Annotated in this window: 11 protein-coding genes; 5 read left to right on the forward strand and 6 right to left on the reverse strand. The window is 61.6% G+C overall.

What is annotated here, in order from left to right; genetic code table 11:
• Positions 1 to 43: 43 nt before the first annotated feature.
• The 4 genes from C8N31_RS14510 to xdhA are packed head-to-tail and all read right to left on the reverse strand — an operon-like array spanning position 44 to position 6,286.
• The gene (locus tag C8N31_RS14510; RefSeq protein ID WP_025046647.1) at positions 44 to 1,564 is read right to left on the reverse strand and encodes an ABC transporter ATP-binding protein; all 1,521 of its coding nucleotides are present in this window, start codon (positions 1,562 to 1,564) and stop codon (positions 44 to 46) included.
• The gene (xdhC, locus tag C8N31_RS14515; protein ID WP_338063688.1) at positions 1,561 to 2,508 is read right to left on the reverse strand and encodes a xanthine dehydrogenase accessory protein XdhC; all 948 of its coding nucleotides are present in this window, start codon (positions 2,506 to 2,508) and stop codon (positions 1,561 to 1,563) included. The genes C8N31_RS14510 and xdhC overlap by 4 nt, the downstream gene beginning before the upstream one ends.
• Positions 2,508 to 4,901 carry a xanthine dehydrogenase molybdopterin binding subunit gene (gene xdhB / locus C8N31_RS14520; protein ID WP_025046645.1) on the reverse strand — a complete coding sequence of 798 codons (2,394 nt, stop codon included), beginning with the start codon at positions 4,899 to 4,901 and terminating at the stop codon, positions 2,508 to 2,510. Before xdhB ends, xdhC begins: the two co-directional genes overlap by 1 nt.
• Positions 4,898 to 6,286, reverse strand: a complete 1,389-nt coding sequence (gene xdhA, locus C8N31_RS14525) for a xanthine dehydrogenase small subunit (RefSeq protein ID WP_025046644.1) — start codon at positions 6,284 to 6,286, stop codon at positions 4,898 to 4,900. The genes xdhB and xdhA overlap by 4 nt, the downstream gene beginning before the upstream one ends.
• Positions 6,287 to 6,499: 213 nt before the next feature.
• Here xdhA and dnaE point away from each other — a divergent pair, with 213 nt between their 5' ends.
• Together dnaE and C8N31_RS14535 are read left to right on the forward strand one after the other, a co-directional pair.
• The gene (dnaE, locus tag C8N31_RS14530) at positions 6,500 to 10,006 is read left to right on the forward strand and encodes a DNA polymerase III subunit alpha (RefSeq protein WP_025046643.1); all 3,507 of its coding nucleotides are present in this window, start codon (positions 6,500 to 6,502) and stop codon (positions 10,004 to 10,006) included.
• Between the two features lie 70 nt (positions 10,007 to 10,076).
• A complete protein-coding gene (locus C8N31_RS14535; RefSeq protein ID WP_025046642.1) occupies positions 10,077 to 11,081 on the forward strand; it encodes a hypothetical protein in 1,005 nt (334 codons plus the stop codon).
• A 139-nt stretch (positions 11,082 to 11,220) separates the two neighbouring features.
• Here C8N31_RS14535 and C8N31_RS14540 read toward each other — a convergent pair whose 3' ends face one another.
• Positions 11,221 to 11,415, reverse strand: coding sequence for a SlyX family protein (locus C8N31_RS14540; protein ID WP_025046641.1), 195 nt, complete (start codon positions 11,413 to 11,415; stop codon positions 11,221 to 11,223).
• A gap of 166 nt (positions 11,416 to 11,581) precedes the next feature.
• Between C8N31_RS14540 and hisS the strand changes: the two genes are divergently transcribed.
• From hisS to hisG, 3 genes are read left to right on the forward strand one after another with little or no spacing between them, the layout of a single operon-like run.
• Positions 11,582 to 13,078: a histidine--tRNA ligase gene (gene hisS / locus C8N31_RS14545; RefSeq protein WP_025046640.1), complete on the forward strand. Its 1,497-nt coding sequence runs from the start codon at positions 11,582 to 11,584 to the stop codon at positions 13,076 to 13,078.
• A complete protein-coding gene (locus C8N31_RS14550; protein WP_025046639.1) occupies positions 13,078 to 14,157 on the forward strand; it encodes an ATP phosphoribosyltransferase regulatory subunit in 1,080 nt (359 codons plus the stop codon). The genes hisS and C8N31_RS14550 overlap by 1 nt, the downstream gene beginning before the upstream one ends.
• Positions 14,154 to 14,843 carry an ATP phosphoribosyltransferase gene (gene hisG, locus C8N31_RS14555; RefSeq protein ID WP_025046638.1) on the forward strand — a complete coding sequence of 230 codons (690 nt, stop codon included), beginning with the start codon at positions 14,154 to 14,156 and terminating at the stop codon, positions 14,841 to 14,843. The genes C8N31_RS14550 and hisG overlap by 4 nt, the downstream gene beginning before the upstream one ends.
• An 85-nt stretch (positions 14,844 to 14,928) precedes the next feature.
• Here hisG and C8N31_RS14560 read toward each other — a convergent pair whose 3' ends face one another.
• Positions 14,929 to 15,360 (reverse strand): DUF1489 family protein, encoded by a 432-nt coding sequence (locus C8N31_RS14560; protein WP_025046637.1) that lies wholly within the window; start codon positions 15,358 to 15,360, stop codon positions 14,929 to 14,931.
• Positions 15,361 to 15,526: the final 166 nt, after the last annotated feature.

Raw genomic sequence — 15,526 nt, forward strand, 5'->3', positions numbered from 1 at the left:
GCCCCCTGCTTCATTTGGCAAGAAAAACTCCTGCGCTGCGTGATCAAACATGCGCCACCTCCATGCCATGCGCCCCGCCCATCATCAGGCCAATCTCATCCACCGTCAGATCATGCGCGGGCCGTGGCGGCGACAACCGCCCTTCGTTCAATGCCGCGAACCGATCGGAGATTTCCATCAACTCGTCCAGATCCTGGCTGATCACCACCAGCGCCGTGCCATTCTCCGCCAGATCCAGAAGCGCCTGCCGGATCGACGCCGCGGCAGAGGCATCCACGCCCCATGTCGGCTGGTTCACTACCAACAGTTCTGGCCGTTGTAAAACCTCGCGGCCAATGACAAATTTCTGCAGATTTCCGCCCGACAGCGACCGCGCTGCGTTGCCGGGGCCGGGGGTGCGCACGTCAAATTGCGCAATGATTTTTTCGGCAAACTGCCGCGCCGCGCCCCAGTTGAGCAACCCGCCCTTTTCCAGCCCTTCACGGGCGGCTCCGGTCAACATGGCATTTTCCGTCAGCGACATATCGGGCGCGGCGGCATGGCCCAGCCGTTCTTCTGGCGCGGTCAGAATGCCCAGCCCCCGGCGCGGGTTCGGGCCAAGCAGGCCGACCTCGCGCCCCTGAAACAGGATCATCCCCGGCGTGGTCAACATCTCGCCGGACAATGCCGCCAGCAATTCGTCCTGCCCGTTGCCCGCAACCCCGCCAATGCCCAAAACCTCGCCGCGCCGCACCTCCACGGAAATGTCGCGCAGGGGCATGCCAAAAGCGCTTTGCGATTTTGCCGAAAGTGATTTCAGCTCCAGCACCACCTCGCCGGGGGTTTTGCCCGCCCGTGTCGGGGTTTGCAAAACTGTGCCCACCATCATCTCGGCCATATCGCGGGCCGATGTTTCGGCAGGAACACATTCCCCCACCACCTTGCCGAGCCGCAGAATCGTCGCGCCATCGCATAGGGCGCGGATCTCTTCCAGCTTGTGTGAAATATACAGGATCGCCGTGCCCTCGGCGCTGAGCTTGCGCAGGGTTTTGAACAGGATTTCAACCTCTTGCGGGGTCAATACGCTGGTTGGCTCGTCCATGATCAACAGCTTGGGTTCCTGAAGCAGACAACGAATAATCTCAACCCGCTGCCGTTCCCCCGCGGACAGATCCCCCACCACACGGTCGGGCGACAGCGGCAAACCATAGGTGTCCGACACATCGCGGATCTGCTGGCTCAGCGCGTTCAGTTTGGGGGCATTCTCCATGCCAAGAGCGATATTCTCCGCCACGGTCAGCGCGTCAAACAGCGAGAAATGCTGGAACACCATGCCAACCCCAGCCGCCCGCGCCGCGCGTGGCTCTGCCGGAGCAAAGGCCTCGCCGTTCATTTTCATGCTGCCTGCGTCCGGCTTGACCAAGCCATAGATCATCTTGACCAGCGTCGATTTACCCGCGCCATTTTCGCCCAGCAGGGCATGCACTTCGCCGGGCATAATGGCGAGGGAAACGCTGTCGTTGGCGACAACGCCCGGATAGGCTTTGGTCAACCCGGTGAGATCAAGTAGGGGCGTGTCGGTCATGAATGGCTCACTTTCCGGGGCGTTGAAACAGGCGCTAGCATATGCGCCGCGATGCTTAGCGCAATGGCTTGCGGGTGTTTTCCAAAGGCTGGATCGCCAATCGGACAAGCAATGCGGGAAATTTGGGCGGGGGCATGTCCCAATGCCGCAAGCCGTTTGCGGAACCGCGCCCATTTGGTGGCTGATCCGATCAATCCGGCATGGCCAAAATCGCGGCGCAGCAGGTGGTGACACAGCTCCAGATCATAGTCATGCTCGGGGGTCATGATGTAATGCGCCGCATCGGGCGCGGCCTTGGCCATCACCTCGGTCGGCATCGCCGCATCACTGCGCACGCCCATCGGCACATCCGCCAATTGCTCTAGCCGCAGGTCGGTCAACACCACGTCAAACTGCGGCAACGGGGCCAAGACCGCAGCCAATGCTTTGCCCACATGCCCCGCGCCATAGATCACCACCTGCTGTTGCGGCTGCCACAATGCCTCGGCCAACCACCCGTTTTGATAGGTCAGGGGCAGGGGCGCTGGGCCAGCCGCCGCACGGGCCAGTTTCCGGTGCAGCTTTTCAGGGAGCGCCGCCTCTGCATCGGGGGACACCGCCCGCGCATGAATCGCCGGATAGTCGCTGCGCCAACCGGCCAGTGTCTCTGGGTCAAACACCTCCGTGACCACAGTAACCGCACCGCCGCAGCATTGATTGAGCGCCGGACCCAGCGCCGCCCGCCGCAGATGCAGCCTCTGATCACCCGCCAACATCTTGCGGGCCTGTTCCATACATTGCAGCTCAAGCTGGCCGCCGCCAATCGTGCCGGAACTACCGCCATCCCAGACCAGCATCGCGGTTCCCGCCTGCCTGGGGGCCGACCCTTGCACCTGCGCCAGAACGATCCGTGCCACTTTGCCGTGGTGCTGGGTCGCTTGGGTCAGGGCCGCCAGATCAAACATCAGTTGCGTGCCTTTTGGACGGCCCGCAACACCCCTTCGGCGGTCGCGGGCGCTTGCAGATCACCGTAAGCGGCACCGCAAGCCGAAACCGCATCGCTGAGCGCCATGAATGCCGAAATGCCCAGCATGAATGGCGGCTCGCCCACCGCTTTGGACCGGTAAATCGTCTGCGCCGGGTTCGGCTCATCCCAAAGCGCGACGTTGAACACATCAGGCCGGTCCGAACAGGCCGGGATCTTGTAGGTTGATGGCGCGTGGGTGCGCAAGTTGCCTTTGTCGTCCCAGACCAGTTCTTCGGTGGTCAGCCAACCTGCCCCTTGCACATAGCCACCCTCGACCTGCCCGATATCAAGCGCAGGGTTCAAGGACGCCCCTGCATCATGCAGGATATCAGTGCGCAAAATCCGGTTCTCGCCGGTCAGCGTGTCAATCACCACCTCCGTGCAAGCCGCACCATAGGCGAAATAGAAAAACGGCCTGCCGCGCCCGGCGATCCGGTCCCATTCGATATCCGGCGTTTTGTAAAATCCGGTAGACGACAGGCTGATCCGGTTCTCATAAGCCGAAGCCGCAGCAGCGGCAAAGCTGATCCGCTCAGCGCCTGCCTGAACCATGCCACCGTCAAATGCGATGTCCCTCGCGTCGCAGCGATACCGCTCCGCCAGATGCGCGGCAATCCTGCCGCGAATGGTGTCGCAAGCGTTTTGCACCGCCATCCCGTTCAGATCGGAACCAGAGGAAGCCGCCGTGGCTGAGGTGTTAGGCACCTTGCCCGTGTCGGTCGCGGTGATCTTGACCGCTTCCAAAGGCACGCCAAACCTGCTGGCCGCGACCTGTGCTATCTTCTGAAACAGCCCTTGCCCCATCTCGGTGCCGCCATGGTTCAGGTGGATCGAACCGTCCTGATAGACATGCACCAACGCGCCGGCCTGATTGAGATGGGTCAGCGTGAAGGAAATGCCAAACTTCACCGGCGTCATTGCAATGCCGCGTTTCAACACCGGCTGATCGGCATTCCATGCCGCAATCGCGGCGCGGCGCGCTTGGTAATCGGCGCTGTCTGCAAGCCGGTCCGTCAGGGCGTTGATAATGCAATCGGTGACCGGCTGATGATAGGGCGTGGTCTGTCCCCCGCTTTGCGGAACAGATACATCCCCCGATGCCTGCGGCGCCCCGCGTGAGGCCAGATCGCCCGCGTCTGCCGGAACCTCGCGCCCGTCGATCGCTTTGCCTGCCGATGTTTCCTGTCGGTTGTCGGCATAATAATTCGCCCGCCGCACCGCCAATGGATCAAGGCCTAGCTCTTGCGCCAGATGATCCATGACCTTTTCAATGCCCAGCACCCCCTGCGGCCCGCCAAACCCGCGATAGGCCGTGGCCGATTGCGTGTTGGTGCGCAGCCGGTGCGAGGTGATGCGCACATGTTCCAGATGATAGGCGTTGTCGGAATGCAGCATGGCGCGGTCCGCCACCGGCAGGCTCAGATCCATCGCCCAGCCACAGCGGGTGTAATGGGTAAATTCAATCGCCTGAATGCGCCCATCGGCGTCATGGCCCACGGTATAATCAATGCGGAAATCATGGCGTTTGCCGGTGATGATCATATCGTCATCGCGGTCATAGCGCATCTTGCAGCAGCGCCCGGTCTCCATCGCTGCTACGGCGCAGGCCACCGCCAATGCGTTGCCCTGACTTTCCTTGCCGCCAAATCCGCCGCCCATCCGCCGGGTTTCCACCCGCACCGCATGCATGGGCTGGCCGATGGCATGGGCCACCTTGTGTTGGATTTCCGTCGGGTGTTGGGTGGAGCTGTGCACCACCATATCGCCATTATCCTGAGGCAAGGCCAGCGCGGCCTGTCCCTCAAGATAGAAATGTTCCTGTCCGCCCATCTCCATACGGCCGCTCAGGCGCATCGGGGCATCCTCCAGCGCAGCGTCCGGTTCACCCTTTTGATAAATGCGCGGCCCATCTTCAAACCGCGCATCTGCGGCCAGCGCCGCTTCGATGGTCAAAATAGGCGTCTCTTCGGCAATCTCGATCCGGCCCAGCTTGGCCGCCATGCGGGCCGCCAGATGCGAGGTGGCAATGACCAGAAAGATCGGCTGCCCGACGTAATGCACCCTGCCGTCCGCCAGCAGCGGCTCATCATGGTTTGACGGGGACACGTCGCAATCATGCGCCAGATCATCCGCCGTCAAAACCCGCACCACGCCCGGCGCGTCTGCCGCGGCGCTGAGGTCCGTTGCAGTGATCCTGCCTGCCGCCACGGTGCTGAGGCCAAAGGCCAGATGCAATGTGCCCTGCGGCGTGGGGATGTCATCAACATATCGCGCCGCACCCGTCACATGCAGGCGGGCGGCGTCATGGGGCAGGGACTTGGCCACGCTCATAGCGAAACCTCCTGCACGTTGGTCTGATGTCCCTGCATCTCATGCAAGTACCGCAGCAGCATGTTCTGCGCCGTTTCTAGCCGGTAGCCGGCACTGGCCCGCATGTCCGACAGGGGGGCAAAATCATCCGCCATCGCCGCCATTGCGGCCCGCATCGTGGCCTCGCTAAAGGGCTGCTCGATCATCGCCGCCTCTGCCGCCGCAGCGCGTTTGGGAATGCCAGCCATACCGCCATAGGCCAACCGCGCCTCGGTGATTGTGTCGCCCTCTCGGATGATCGACAAACAGCCGCAAACCGCAGAAATATCCTGATCAAAACGCTTGGACAGCTTGTAACAGCGCAGGGTGTCTTTCTGTTTCGGCACGCTCACCGCCTCGACAAATTCACCCGGCGCCCGGTCCTGCTTGCCGTAGTCCAAGAAGAAATCCTCAAGCGCGATCTCACGCCGCGCACCGCCCTTGCACAGATGTAACCTTGCGCCCAGCGCGATCAACGCGGGCGGGCCGTCGCCGATGGGCGATCCGTTCGCAATGTTCCCGCCAATCGTCGCGGCATTGCGCACCTGCACGGACCCATAACGCCGGATCATCGCGGCAAAGCTGGGGTAATAGGGGGCAATCGCCGCCTCAACATCTGTCATCGTGGTCATCGCGCCAAAGCGGATTGTGTCCGCCCCATCCTCGACGCCGCGCAGATCGGCGCAGCGGCCCAGAAATGCCACATCGCCCAGATCGCGGAACTGTTTTGTTACCCAAAGCCCCACATCCGTGGCCCCCGCCACCAATGTCGCTTCTGGATGGGCCTCAAACCACATCGCCAGTTCATCTGCGCTGGAAGGCTGCACCACATTTGCAGCCAGCGCATCCGCAACCTCCGCCGCCTGAGGCAAACCGCCCCGCAGATCGCGCAGATGCTCCGGCACCGGCGTGCCTTCTGCCGCCTCGGCGGCCCGGATGATCGGCGCATAGCCGGTGCAGCGGCACAGGTTCCCCGCCAGCTGCACGTCATGATCCCGCGCCCCGTTCAAATGTGCAGTGGCCATCGACACCACAAAACCCGGCGTGCAAAATCCGCATTGGCTGCCGTGATGCTCCACCATCGCTTGCTGCGCGGGGTGCATGGCTCCGTCCGGCGCGGCCAGACCTTCGATTGTCGTCACCCGCTTGCCGTTGATCTGCGGCAGAAACAGGATGCAGCCGTTCAACGCCCGGCTTCCAGCCTCATCGGTGATCATCACCGTGCAGGCACCGCAATCGCCCTCGTTGCAGCCTTCCTTGGTGCCCGTCAGACCGCGCGCCTCGCGCAGCCAGTCCAGCAATGTTGTCGTCGGAGATACGCCAGTAAGCGACACAACCTCTTCGTTGAGAAGAAAAGTGATGTCCATGTGTTTGACCAGCCGCGGTACTAAAGGGCCCAAGGGGTGCGCGGCGTTCGATGCGGCGTAGAACGCGGCGCGGGCAATATCAGCACTCAGGCTAGTCGGGGGCAGGGCCATTTGGCAAGCGTTTTACGGCCTCATTTGCGGCGGGATGCGCAAATGGCTGTCAAGCAAACTCTGGCTCTGGCGGTGGCAGGGCGGCTGGCTTAACCTACGGTCATGACCGACACACCCCGATTCATTCACCTGCGCACCCATTCCGAATATTCCCTTCTCGAAGGGGCGCTGCGGCTGAAAAAGCTGCCCGGCATGTGTCGCGATATGGGCATGCCCGCGCTGGCCCTGACCGACACCAACAACATGTTTGCGGCGCTGGAATATTCCGTTGCAATGGCGGGCGCCGGGGTGCAGCCGATCATCGGCTGTCAGGTTGATCTGGCCTATGTCCAGGTGCAGCCGGGCGAAAAGCCCCGCGATCCTGCGCCGGTGGTTCTGCTGGCCCAGACCGAGGCGGGTTATGAAAACCTGATGAAGCTGAACTCCTGTCTGTACATCGACAAGGGCGGTGCGCTCCCCGAGGTGACACTGGACGAGCTTGAGGCATTGAGCGCCGATGTGATCTGCCTCACCGGCGGTGCGGACGGCCCGGTGGGCCAACTGCTGCAAAATGGCCAACGCCCCGCCGCCGAGACGCTGATGGCGCGGCTGCACAAGGCCTTTGGCAACCGGCTTTATGTTGAGTTGCAGCGCCATCCGGGCGAAGACGGCCTGCCCGAAAACGAACGCCTGACCGAACGCGGCTTTATCGAGATGGCCTATGCGATGGACATCCCGCTGGTTGCCACCAACGATGTCTATTTCCCGGACACCAAGATGTACGAGGCCCATGATGCGCTGATCTGCATCTCCGAAGGGGCTTACGTGGATCAACAAGACCCGCGTCGCCGCCTGACCGCGCAACACTACTTCAAAACGCCAGCCGAAATGGCGACCCTCTTTGCCGACCTGCCCGAGGCGCTGTCCAACACTGTTGAGATTGCCAAACGCTGCGCCTTCATGGCCTATCGCCGTGCGCCGATCCTGCCGAAATTCGCCGATGACGAGATCGAAGAGCTCAAGCGCCAATCCCACGCGGGCCTCAAGGCGCGGCTGGCCGTCATCCCCCATGCCACCAGCGTCGAGGAATATGAAAAACGCCTCGATTTCGAACTCGGCATCATCGAAGGCATGGGGTTTCCCGGCTATTTTCTGATCGTTGCGGATTTTATCAAATGGGCCAAGGACCACGACATTCCGGTGGGTCCGGGGCGGGGGTCCGGTGCGGGCTCTCTTGTGGCCTATGCGCTGACCATCACGGACCTTGATCCGCTGCGCTATCAACTGCTGTTTGAACGCTTCCTCAATCCTGAACGGGTCTCGATGCCCGACTTCGACATCGATTTTTGTATGGACCGCCGCGAAGAGGTGATCCGCTATGTGCAAGAGAAATATGGCCGCGACAAAGTGGGCCAGATCATCACCTTCGGTGCGCTTTTGTCCAAGGCGGCGGTGCGCGACATCGGGCGGGTGCTGCAAATGCCATACGGGCAGGTGGATCGCCTGTCCAAGATGATCCCGGTCGAAGGGGTCAAACCGGTCTCCATCGAAAAGGCATTGGCGGACGAGCCGCGCCTGCGCGAAGAGGCCAAAAACGAAGAGGTCGTCGCGCGATTGCTGGAATACGGCCAACAGGTCGAAGGGCTGCTGCGCAACGCCTCGACCCACGCCGCGGGCGTGGTGATCGGGGACCGCCCCTTGGATGCGCTTGTCCCGCTCTATCAGGATCCGCGCTCCGACATGCCCGCAACCCAGTTCAACATGAAATGGGTGGAACAGGCCGGTCTGGTCAAGTTCGACTTTCTCGGCCTGAAAACCCTGACCGTGATCCAGAACGCGGTGGATCAGATCAAATCTTCGGGCCGGCATCTGCACATCGCGGCGGATGGCTCCGAACTGTTTGAGCCGCCCGAAGGGTTGATCGACGACATCGCCACCATCCCGCTGGATGATGAGGCGTCTTACAAACTTTATGCCAGCGCCAAAACCGTGGCCGTGTTTCAGGTGGAAAGCTCGGGCATGATGGATGCGCTCAAGCGGATGAAACCCACCTGCATCGAAGACATCGTGGCGTTGGTGGCCCTCTACCGCCCCGGCCCGATGGAGAACATCCCGACCTATTGCGAGGTCAAGAACGGCAAACGCGAACGCGAATCTGTACACCCTTCGATTGATCACATCTTGGAGGAAACCCAAGGCATCATTGTCTATCAGGAACAGGTGATGCAGATCGCACAGGTCATGGCCGGATACAGCCTTGGCGGCGCCGACCTGCTGCGCCGGGCGATGGGTAAAAAGATCGCCGAAGAGATGGCCAAGGAACGCCCCAAATTCGAAAAGGGCGCGATGGAAAACGGGGTGGACAAGAAAAAAGCCGCCGAAGTTTTCGACCTTCTGGAAAAATTCGCCAACTACGGCTTTAACAAATCCCACGCTGCGGCCTATGCGGTGGTCAGTTATCAAACCGCATGGCTCAAGGCCAACCACCCGGTCGAGTTTATGGCCGGCGTGATGAACTGCGATATCCACCTCACGGATAAACTGGCGATCTATTTTGAAGAGGTGCGCAAACGGCTCGAACTGCCTTGGGTGCCGCCCTGTGTGAACCGCTCCGATGCAACGTTCAAAGTGGTGGACGGGGCGCTGGTCTATGCGCTGGGCGCGTTGAAAAACGTTGGCGTTGAGGCGATGAAACTGATCACCGATGGCCGAACTGTCGAAGGCGTGGACAAACCCTTTGCCACGCTCTTTGATCTTGCCCGCCGGGTCGATCTCAAACGGGTGGGCAAGCGGCCACTGGAAATGCTCGCCCGCTCCGGTGCCTTTGACCAGCTTGACCCAAACCGCCGCCGCGTGTTTCAGGCACTCGATCCGCTGGTCAACTACTCCGCCGCAATCCACGAACAAAAAGCCTCCAATCAGGTCTCGCTCTTTGGTGAGGCGGGCGATGATCTGCCTGAGCCGCGCATGTTGCCCAGCGACGATTGGCTGCCTGCCGAACGCCTGACCGAAGAGTTCAAGGCCGTGGGCTTTTATCTCTCTGGACACCCGCTGGACGACTATATGGGGCCGCTGAAACGCAAGGGCGTTCTCACCTTGGACGAAGTCACCGCCAAGGCCGAGGGCGGCGCATTGGTCGCCAAGATTGCGGGCGTTGTCGCCGGTCGGCAGGAACGCAAATCGGCACGCGGCAACCGCTTTGCCTTTGCACAATTGTCCGACACGACGGGCGGTTACGAGGTTACACTGTTCTCTGACACGCTTGAGGCCGCACGCGAACACCTTGAAACCGGATCAAAGGTTGTGGTCACAGTCGAGGCCACGATGGAAAGTGATCAGCTCAAGCTCTTGGGCCGGTCCGTCACCCCGATCGACACTGCCGTCGCCGATGCAGGCAGCATGGGCTTGCGGGTTTTCATCGACGAACCCGCCGCCATCGCCGCCGTGGCAGGTGTGCTCCAAGGTGCGCCCCAAGCCATTCGCGGGCGCGGCCCGGTGCAACTGTGCCTGATGGACCCCAGCCTGCCCGGCGAGGTCGAGGTGGACCTTGGCCGCGAGTTCCCTGTAACGCCCCAGATCAAAGGCGCGATCCGGTCGCTGGGCGGGGTTTTGGAAGTGCAGGAAATCTAGAAAATCGTCCGGCTCAGTGGACGCGCGGCCTCCTTTGGTTTAGTTAACGCCGGTGCGGGAGGGGGGATCCATGCTCAAAAAACTGTGCCTTGTGGCCCTGTTGGCCAGTGTTGCCGCCTGCGGTGATCCGCTGCGCAATCTGGATCGGCTGTCGGATGTGGATCTGGCCGAAACCGAACCCGTGGCACAGGCGCTCCCGACCGAAGCCGAGATCGCCCGCGAGGGCTTTCTTGGGACAACCGCGGCTGATCCAGCCACCAACACCGCCGCGCAGTTGCAGCCCGCAGACCCCGCGCCGGAAAAACGCGGCGGTCTTCTGGGCCTGCTGCGCCGCGTGGTGCCGAACACCGACCCAGCCTCGCAAGATACCGCTGCCATCGCGCCCGTGGTTCTGGACACCGAAACAGCCCCCCAAACCCCAGTTGAGCAAACCACCACAGTGCTGGGGACAACCCCGGAAGACCCCGCCACGGACGAACCGGTCCTCTTGGCCAGTCTGACCCCCACCGAAGAAACCCCGCGCAAACGCGCCGGACTGTTTGCCCGCATCGCTGCCCCGAAAAAGGACAAGCCGCGCACCGGCCCTGATGCGGCGGACGTGTCCTATGGCACGATCCTGCCCTACGGCGTCATCGCCCGCGTCTGCGAGGCCCGCCGCAAACCAATGGGCCGTAAGGTGGAGAAAGCCAACGCGCGCGGCTTTGCCCTGTTTGACAGCGATCCCGATTCCGCCGCGCCCCGCACCTTTTACCTCACCGGATTTCCGGACGGCTGCCCGCGCCAATTGACCGCTGCCAGCGTCCTGCTGGGGGCGCCTTCGTTTTATGAGCAACTGCACTATGGCCCCGCAGGCAAACATCTGGCTTACGGCGACACAGACAAAGCCTACGAAAAGGTCAAATCCCGCGTTTGCGGTGCCCGCAAAGGCAAACCCTGCGGCAGCAAGATCGGCCAGCTTGAGAAAAGCACGTTTTTTGTGAACACCTATGAACGCTTTGGCGGCAATGCCCGGTGGTCAGAATTGTTGATCCACGACGGTGAAGTGCTGGCCGCCTCTCTCAAAAGCAACGACTGACATAGCCCCGGAATTTTTAAAAATTCCGAACCGATTTCTTTAAAGAAATCGCCACCAACCGCAACAGCGGCACCCGGACGTGCCCCGCATTCTTGAAAGAATGCGCAGCGATCTTTTCAAAAAGATCGCCGCCAGCCGATCAATAATGCGGCGGACGCTCATCCCCGATCACCACCGCTCCGCCGCCTGAGGAATCGCGCTCACCCTCGCGCTGCATCAACATATGAACCCGGCGGTTCAACGTGGTGATCTCGCCCTCTTGCCGCGCCACGATCTCGGAAAGGTCATCCACCATCCGTGTCAGATGCGCGATCTGTTCTTCCAGCTTTTCCATGAGCACTCTCCTTGTTGCCGCGCTGCCCTAACATGCCTTACCCGGCGTGACAAAGGCCAGACCGCAACCGCCCCTGCGACACCATCAACCCCGCCATTGCTTGCCCTCTGACAGGGGCTGGGGTAGATGCGAGACGCGCGAAATCACGCCTCAAGGAACATGATCCATGACCAAACCCAAAAAGACCCCACGCCCCAAGGCGGAAACGCCCAAGGGTTTCCGCGACTATTTCGGCAGCGAAGTCACCCATCGCGCTGAAATGCTGTCCAAAATTGCGGCGGTCTATCATCGGTACGGCTTTGACGCATTGGAAAGTTCCGGCGTCGAAACGGTTGAGGCGCTGGGCAAATTCCTGCCCGATGTGGACCGCCCGAACGAGGGGGTTTTTGCATGGCAGGAAGACGCAGACTCAGACAAACCCGGCGATTGGCTGGCCCTGCGCTATGACCTGACCGCGCCGCTGGCCCGCGTCTATGCCCAGCACCAGAATGACCTGCCCAAACCCTACCGCCGATATGCAATGGGTCCGGTCTGGCGCAACGAAAAGCCGGGGCCGGGGCGTTTTCGTCAATTTTATCAATGTGATGCAGACACCGTTGGCGCACCTTCCGTGGCCGCCGATGCTGAGATATGTGCGATGCTGGCCGATTGTCTCGAAGAAGTCGGGATTGACCGCGGCGATTACGTGGTACGTGTCAACAACCGCAAAGTGCTGAACGGCGTGATGGAAGTGGCCGGTCTTGCGGGCGAGGACAAAGAGGCCGAACGCGGCATTGTGCTGCGGGCCATCGACAAGCTCGACCGGCTTGGCCCGGACGGCGTGCGTGCGCTGCTGGGCGAAGGCCGCAAGGACGAAAGCGGCGACTTTACCAAGGGTGCGGGGCTGGATGACACGCAAGCCGAAGTGGTCATGGGCTTTATGGATGCCAAGCGTTCTACCGGCGCTGAAACCGTTGCCCGCCTACGTGAACTGGTTGATGGATCGACCATTGGTGCGCAGGGCGTGGACGAGCTGGAACTGATCGCAGATCTGCTCAGCGCTGGCGGCTATGGCCCCGACCGGATCGTCACCGACCCTTCTGTTGTCCGCGGCCTTGGCTATTACACCGGACCCGTCTACGAGGCCGAGCTGACCTTCGACATTCAGGACGAAAAAGGCCGCACCCGCAACTTTGGTTCTGTCGCGGGGGGCGGGCGTTATGACGATCTGGTCAAACGCTTCACCGGACAAGAGGTGCCTGCAACGGGTGTTTCCATCGGGGTGGACCGCCTGTTGGCCGCGCTGGATGCCAAAGGGCGTCTGGACAAAACGGCGGATGGCCCCGTTGTCGTCACCGTGATGGATAAGGCCCGTATGGCCGATTATCAGACCATGGTCGCCGAATTGCGGCAGGCGGGCATCCGCGCTGAGGTCTATCTGGGCAACCCCAAGAACTTCGGTAACCAACTGAAATACGCAGACAAACGCGGCAGCCCTGTCGCGGTGATCGAAGGCGGGGATGAACATGAAAAAGGCGTGGTGCAGATCAAGGATCTGATCCTTGGCGCCAAACTGGCCGAGAACGCCAGTCTGGAGGAATGGAAAGACCGGCCCAGCCAATACGAAGTGCCGCGCGACCAACTGATCGCCAAGGTGCGCGAAATTCTGGACCTGCACAGCTGATGCCAACCCGTTCTGAAACACTGGCCTGCGCTGCGGGTCTGCGGGCGTTGTTCGAGGCGCAGGGCGCGGCCCTTGTCGAACCACCGATCCTGCAACCCGCCGATACCCTGCTGGAGCTTTACGGCGAGGACATCCGCGCCCGCGCCTATGTGACCTCTGATGCCCTGCGGGGCGAACAGATGCTGCGCCCCGACTTTACGGTGCCAGTGGTGCAAATGCATATGCGCGAAGGCGCAGAGCCGGCCCGTTATACCTACGCAGGCGAGGTCTTCCGGCGGCAGGAACATGACCCCAGCCGCGCCAATGAATATATTCAGGTCGGCTATGAGGTCTTTGACCGCACCGATCCCGCTGCCGCAGACGCCGAGGTCTTTGCCCTGATTGCAGCTGGCCTGAAAAACCTGCCCGTTGCGCCAGTGACGGGCGACATCGGCGTGCTAATGGCTGCGGTGGAAGGGCTCAACACCACGGCGCGGCGCAAACATGCGCTGATGCGGCATATCTGGAGGCCGCGCCGGTTTCGCGGGTTGCTCGAACGGTTCGCAGGCCGCACGCCTGTGCCGCCCACCCGCGCCGCCCTGCTGGCCGGAGAGGCGCCCAAAGGCGCGCCGCTTGTGGGCCTGCGCAGCGCCGCCGAGATCGACGCAAGGGTGGCCGCCCTGCGCGAAGACGCCGCTGCCGATCCGATTTCGGCCCGCGATGTGGACCTGATCGAAGTGTTGCTCGAAGTGCGTGAAACCATGCCAAACGCCCTCAGCCGCCTGCATGATCTGGCGGTAGACCTGCCCTCAATTGCGCCCGCCGTGGCGCGGGTGGCGGCACGGGAAAAGGCACTGCAAGCCCGCGGCGTGAATACGGGTGATCTGATCTTTGAGGCCAGCTATGGCCGCGCCTCGATGGAATATTATGATGGCTTTGTCTTTGGGTTCCGCGCCGAGACCCGCCCGGATCTGCCCGCCATTGCCAGCGGCGGACGCTATGATGCGCTCACCCGGCAATTGGGGCAGGGCGACGAGATTCCGGCGGTGGGCGGCGTGATGCGCCCCGGATTGATGTTGCTACTGGAGGGCAAGGCATGACGCTGAAACTTGGCGTGCCGTCCAAAGGGCGGCTGATGGAAAAGACCTTTGAATGGTTCGGCGCGCGCGGCATCACCCTGCAGCGCACCGGCAACGAACGCGAATATGCAGGCGCGGTGGAAGGCATCGACAACGTCAGCCTGATCCTGCTGTCTGCGGGGGAAATCCCCCGCGAACTGGCCGCAGGGCGCATTCATCTGGGCGTCACCGGCACCGATCTGGTGCGCGAAAAACTGGCGCTTTGGGACCAATTGGTTGAGCCACTAGAAGAATTGCAGTTTGGCCATGCCGACCTGATCATCGCAGTGCCACAAGCCTGGGTCGATGTGGACACACTGGATGATCTGGACGCCGCCGCCGCGGCCTTCCGCCAGCATCACGGGTTCCGGATGCGGATCGCCACAAAATACCACCGACTGGTCCGCGAGTTCCTGCGCAGCGGCGGCGTGGCCGATTACGCGCTGGTCGACAGCCAGGGCGCGACCGAAGGCACCGTGAAAAACGAAACCGCCGAGGCCGTGGCGGATATCACCTCAAGCGGCGAAACACTGCGGGCGAACCATTTGAAGATCTTGAGTGATGGATTGGTCTTGCAGTCGCAAGCCACGCTCTGGCGCAGCCGCATGGCAGAAATGAGCGATCTCGATCGCAAGACCCTTGGCGAGATCAATCGCCGTTTGGGGTGAGGTGGCGTTGAACCGGGGGCCAGCCCCCGGACCCCCGGAATATTTAGGGCCAAAAAGGGGGAAGTGGTGGCGCTGCCTAAACGGCTCAGAGCACGCCAATTTCCGCGAGAGCCTGATTGAGTTCCACCGGCAAAGCCTCTTCGTTTTCGCGGCCCTCGGGCAGGTCCAGAGGTGCGTCTTGGGTGGTGAGGTAACGCCAGCCTTGAAAGGGGCGGCGCAGACTGCTTTGGGTGCGGACCAGTTGCGGGTCAAGAACGATGGCGCAGCGGCGGATGCCGTCTGATCCGATTTGTTCGTCCAGCCGCAGGATGCGCTGGCGACATTGGATCGCGCCTTTGATCACCCAAAAGATCGATCCGCCGTTCAAAATCTCGGCCTCGCGTTTGGGCCACATGCGTGTGACGTGCCGTGGCAGCCCATCGGCGGTTTGCGCCCGTTTTGTGGCGTGCCATTCGGCCAGCCCTTCGACGGTTTCGGTTCCGACAGAAAGCTTGATCAGGTTCACGGTTGAGGTCATGAGGTTTCATCGCATTTAACGGATTTGAGGGCAAGAGGCTTTGCATCGCATTTTACCTGATATTGTTGTTGCGCCAGCAAAGGTCACAACATATAGAAATCGTCCGGGCATTTGAAATCACCCGTTTCAGAATCCCGCCGCCCCGCCTAAGATAAAGATCTCCCTG

Source organism: Sulfitobacter mediterraneus (genome assembly GCF_003054325.1).
GTDB lineage: Bacteria > Pseudomonadota > Alphaproteobacteria > Rhodobacterales > Rhodobacteraceae > Sulfitobacter > Sulfitobacter mediterraneus.

Coding starts and splice junctions, on each gene's coding strand:
- dnaE (WP_025046643.1), top strand. CDS start 6,500: ATGACCGACACACCCCGATTCATTCACCTGCGCACCCATTCCGAATAT.
- C8N31_RS14535 (WP_025046642.1), top strand. CDS start 10,077: ATGCTCAAAAAACTGTGCCTTGTGGCCCTGTTGGCCAGTGTTGCCGCC.
- C8N31_RS14540 (WP_025046641.1), bottom strand. CDS start 11,415: ATGGAAAAGCTGGAAGAACAGATCGCGCATCTGACACGGATGGTGGAT.
- xdhB (WP_025046645.1), bottom strand. CDS start 4,901: ATGAGCGTGGCCAAGTCCCTGCCCCATGACGCCGCCCGCCTGCATGTG.
- xdhC (WP_338063688.1), bottom strand. CDS start 2,508: ATGTTTGATCTGGCGGCCCTGACCCAAGCGACCCAGCACCACGGCAAA.
- C8N31_RS14560 (WP_025046637.1), bottom strand. CDS start 15,360: ATGACCTCAACCGTGAACCTGATCAAGCTTTCTGTCGGAACCGAAACC.
- C8N31_RS14510 (WP_025046647.1), bottom strand. CDS start 1,564: ATGACCGACACGCCCCTACTTGATCTCACCGGGTTGACCAAAGCCTAT.
- hisG (WP_025046638.1), top strand. CDS start 14,154: ATGACGCTGAAACTTGGCGTGCCGTCCAAAGGGCGGCTGATGGAAAAG.
- hisS (WP_025046640.1), top strand. CDS start 11,582: ATGACCAAACCCAAAAAGACCCCACGCCCCAAGGCGGAAACGCCCAAG.
- xdhA (WP_025046644.1), bottom strand. CDS start 6,286: ATGGACATCACTTTTCTTCTCAACGAAGAGGTTGTGTCGCTTACTGGC.
- C8N31_RS14550 (WP_025046639.1), top strand. CDS start 13,078: ATGCCAACCCGTTCTGAAACACTGGCCTGCGCTGCGGGTCTGCGGGCG.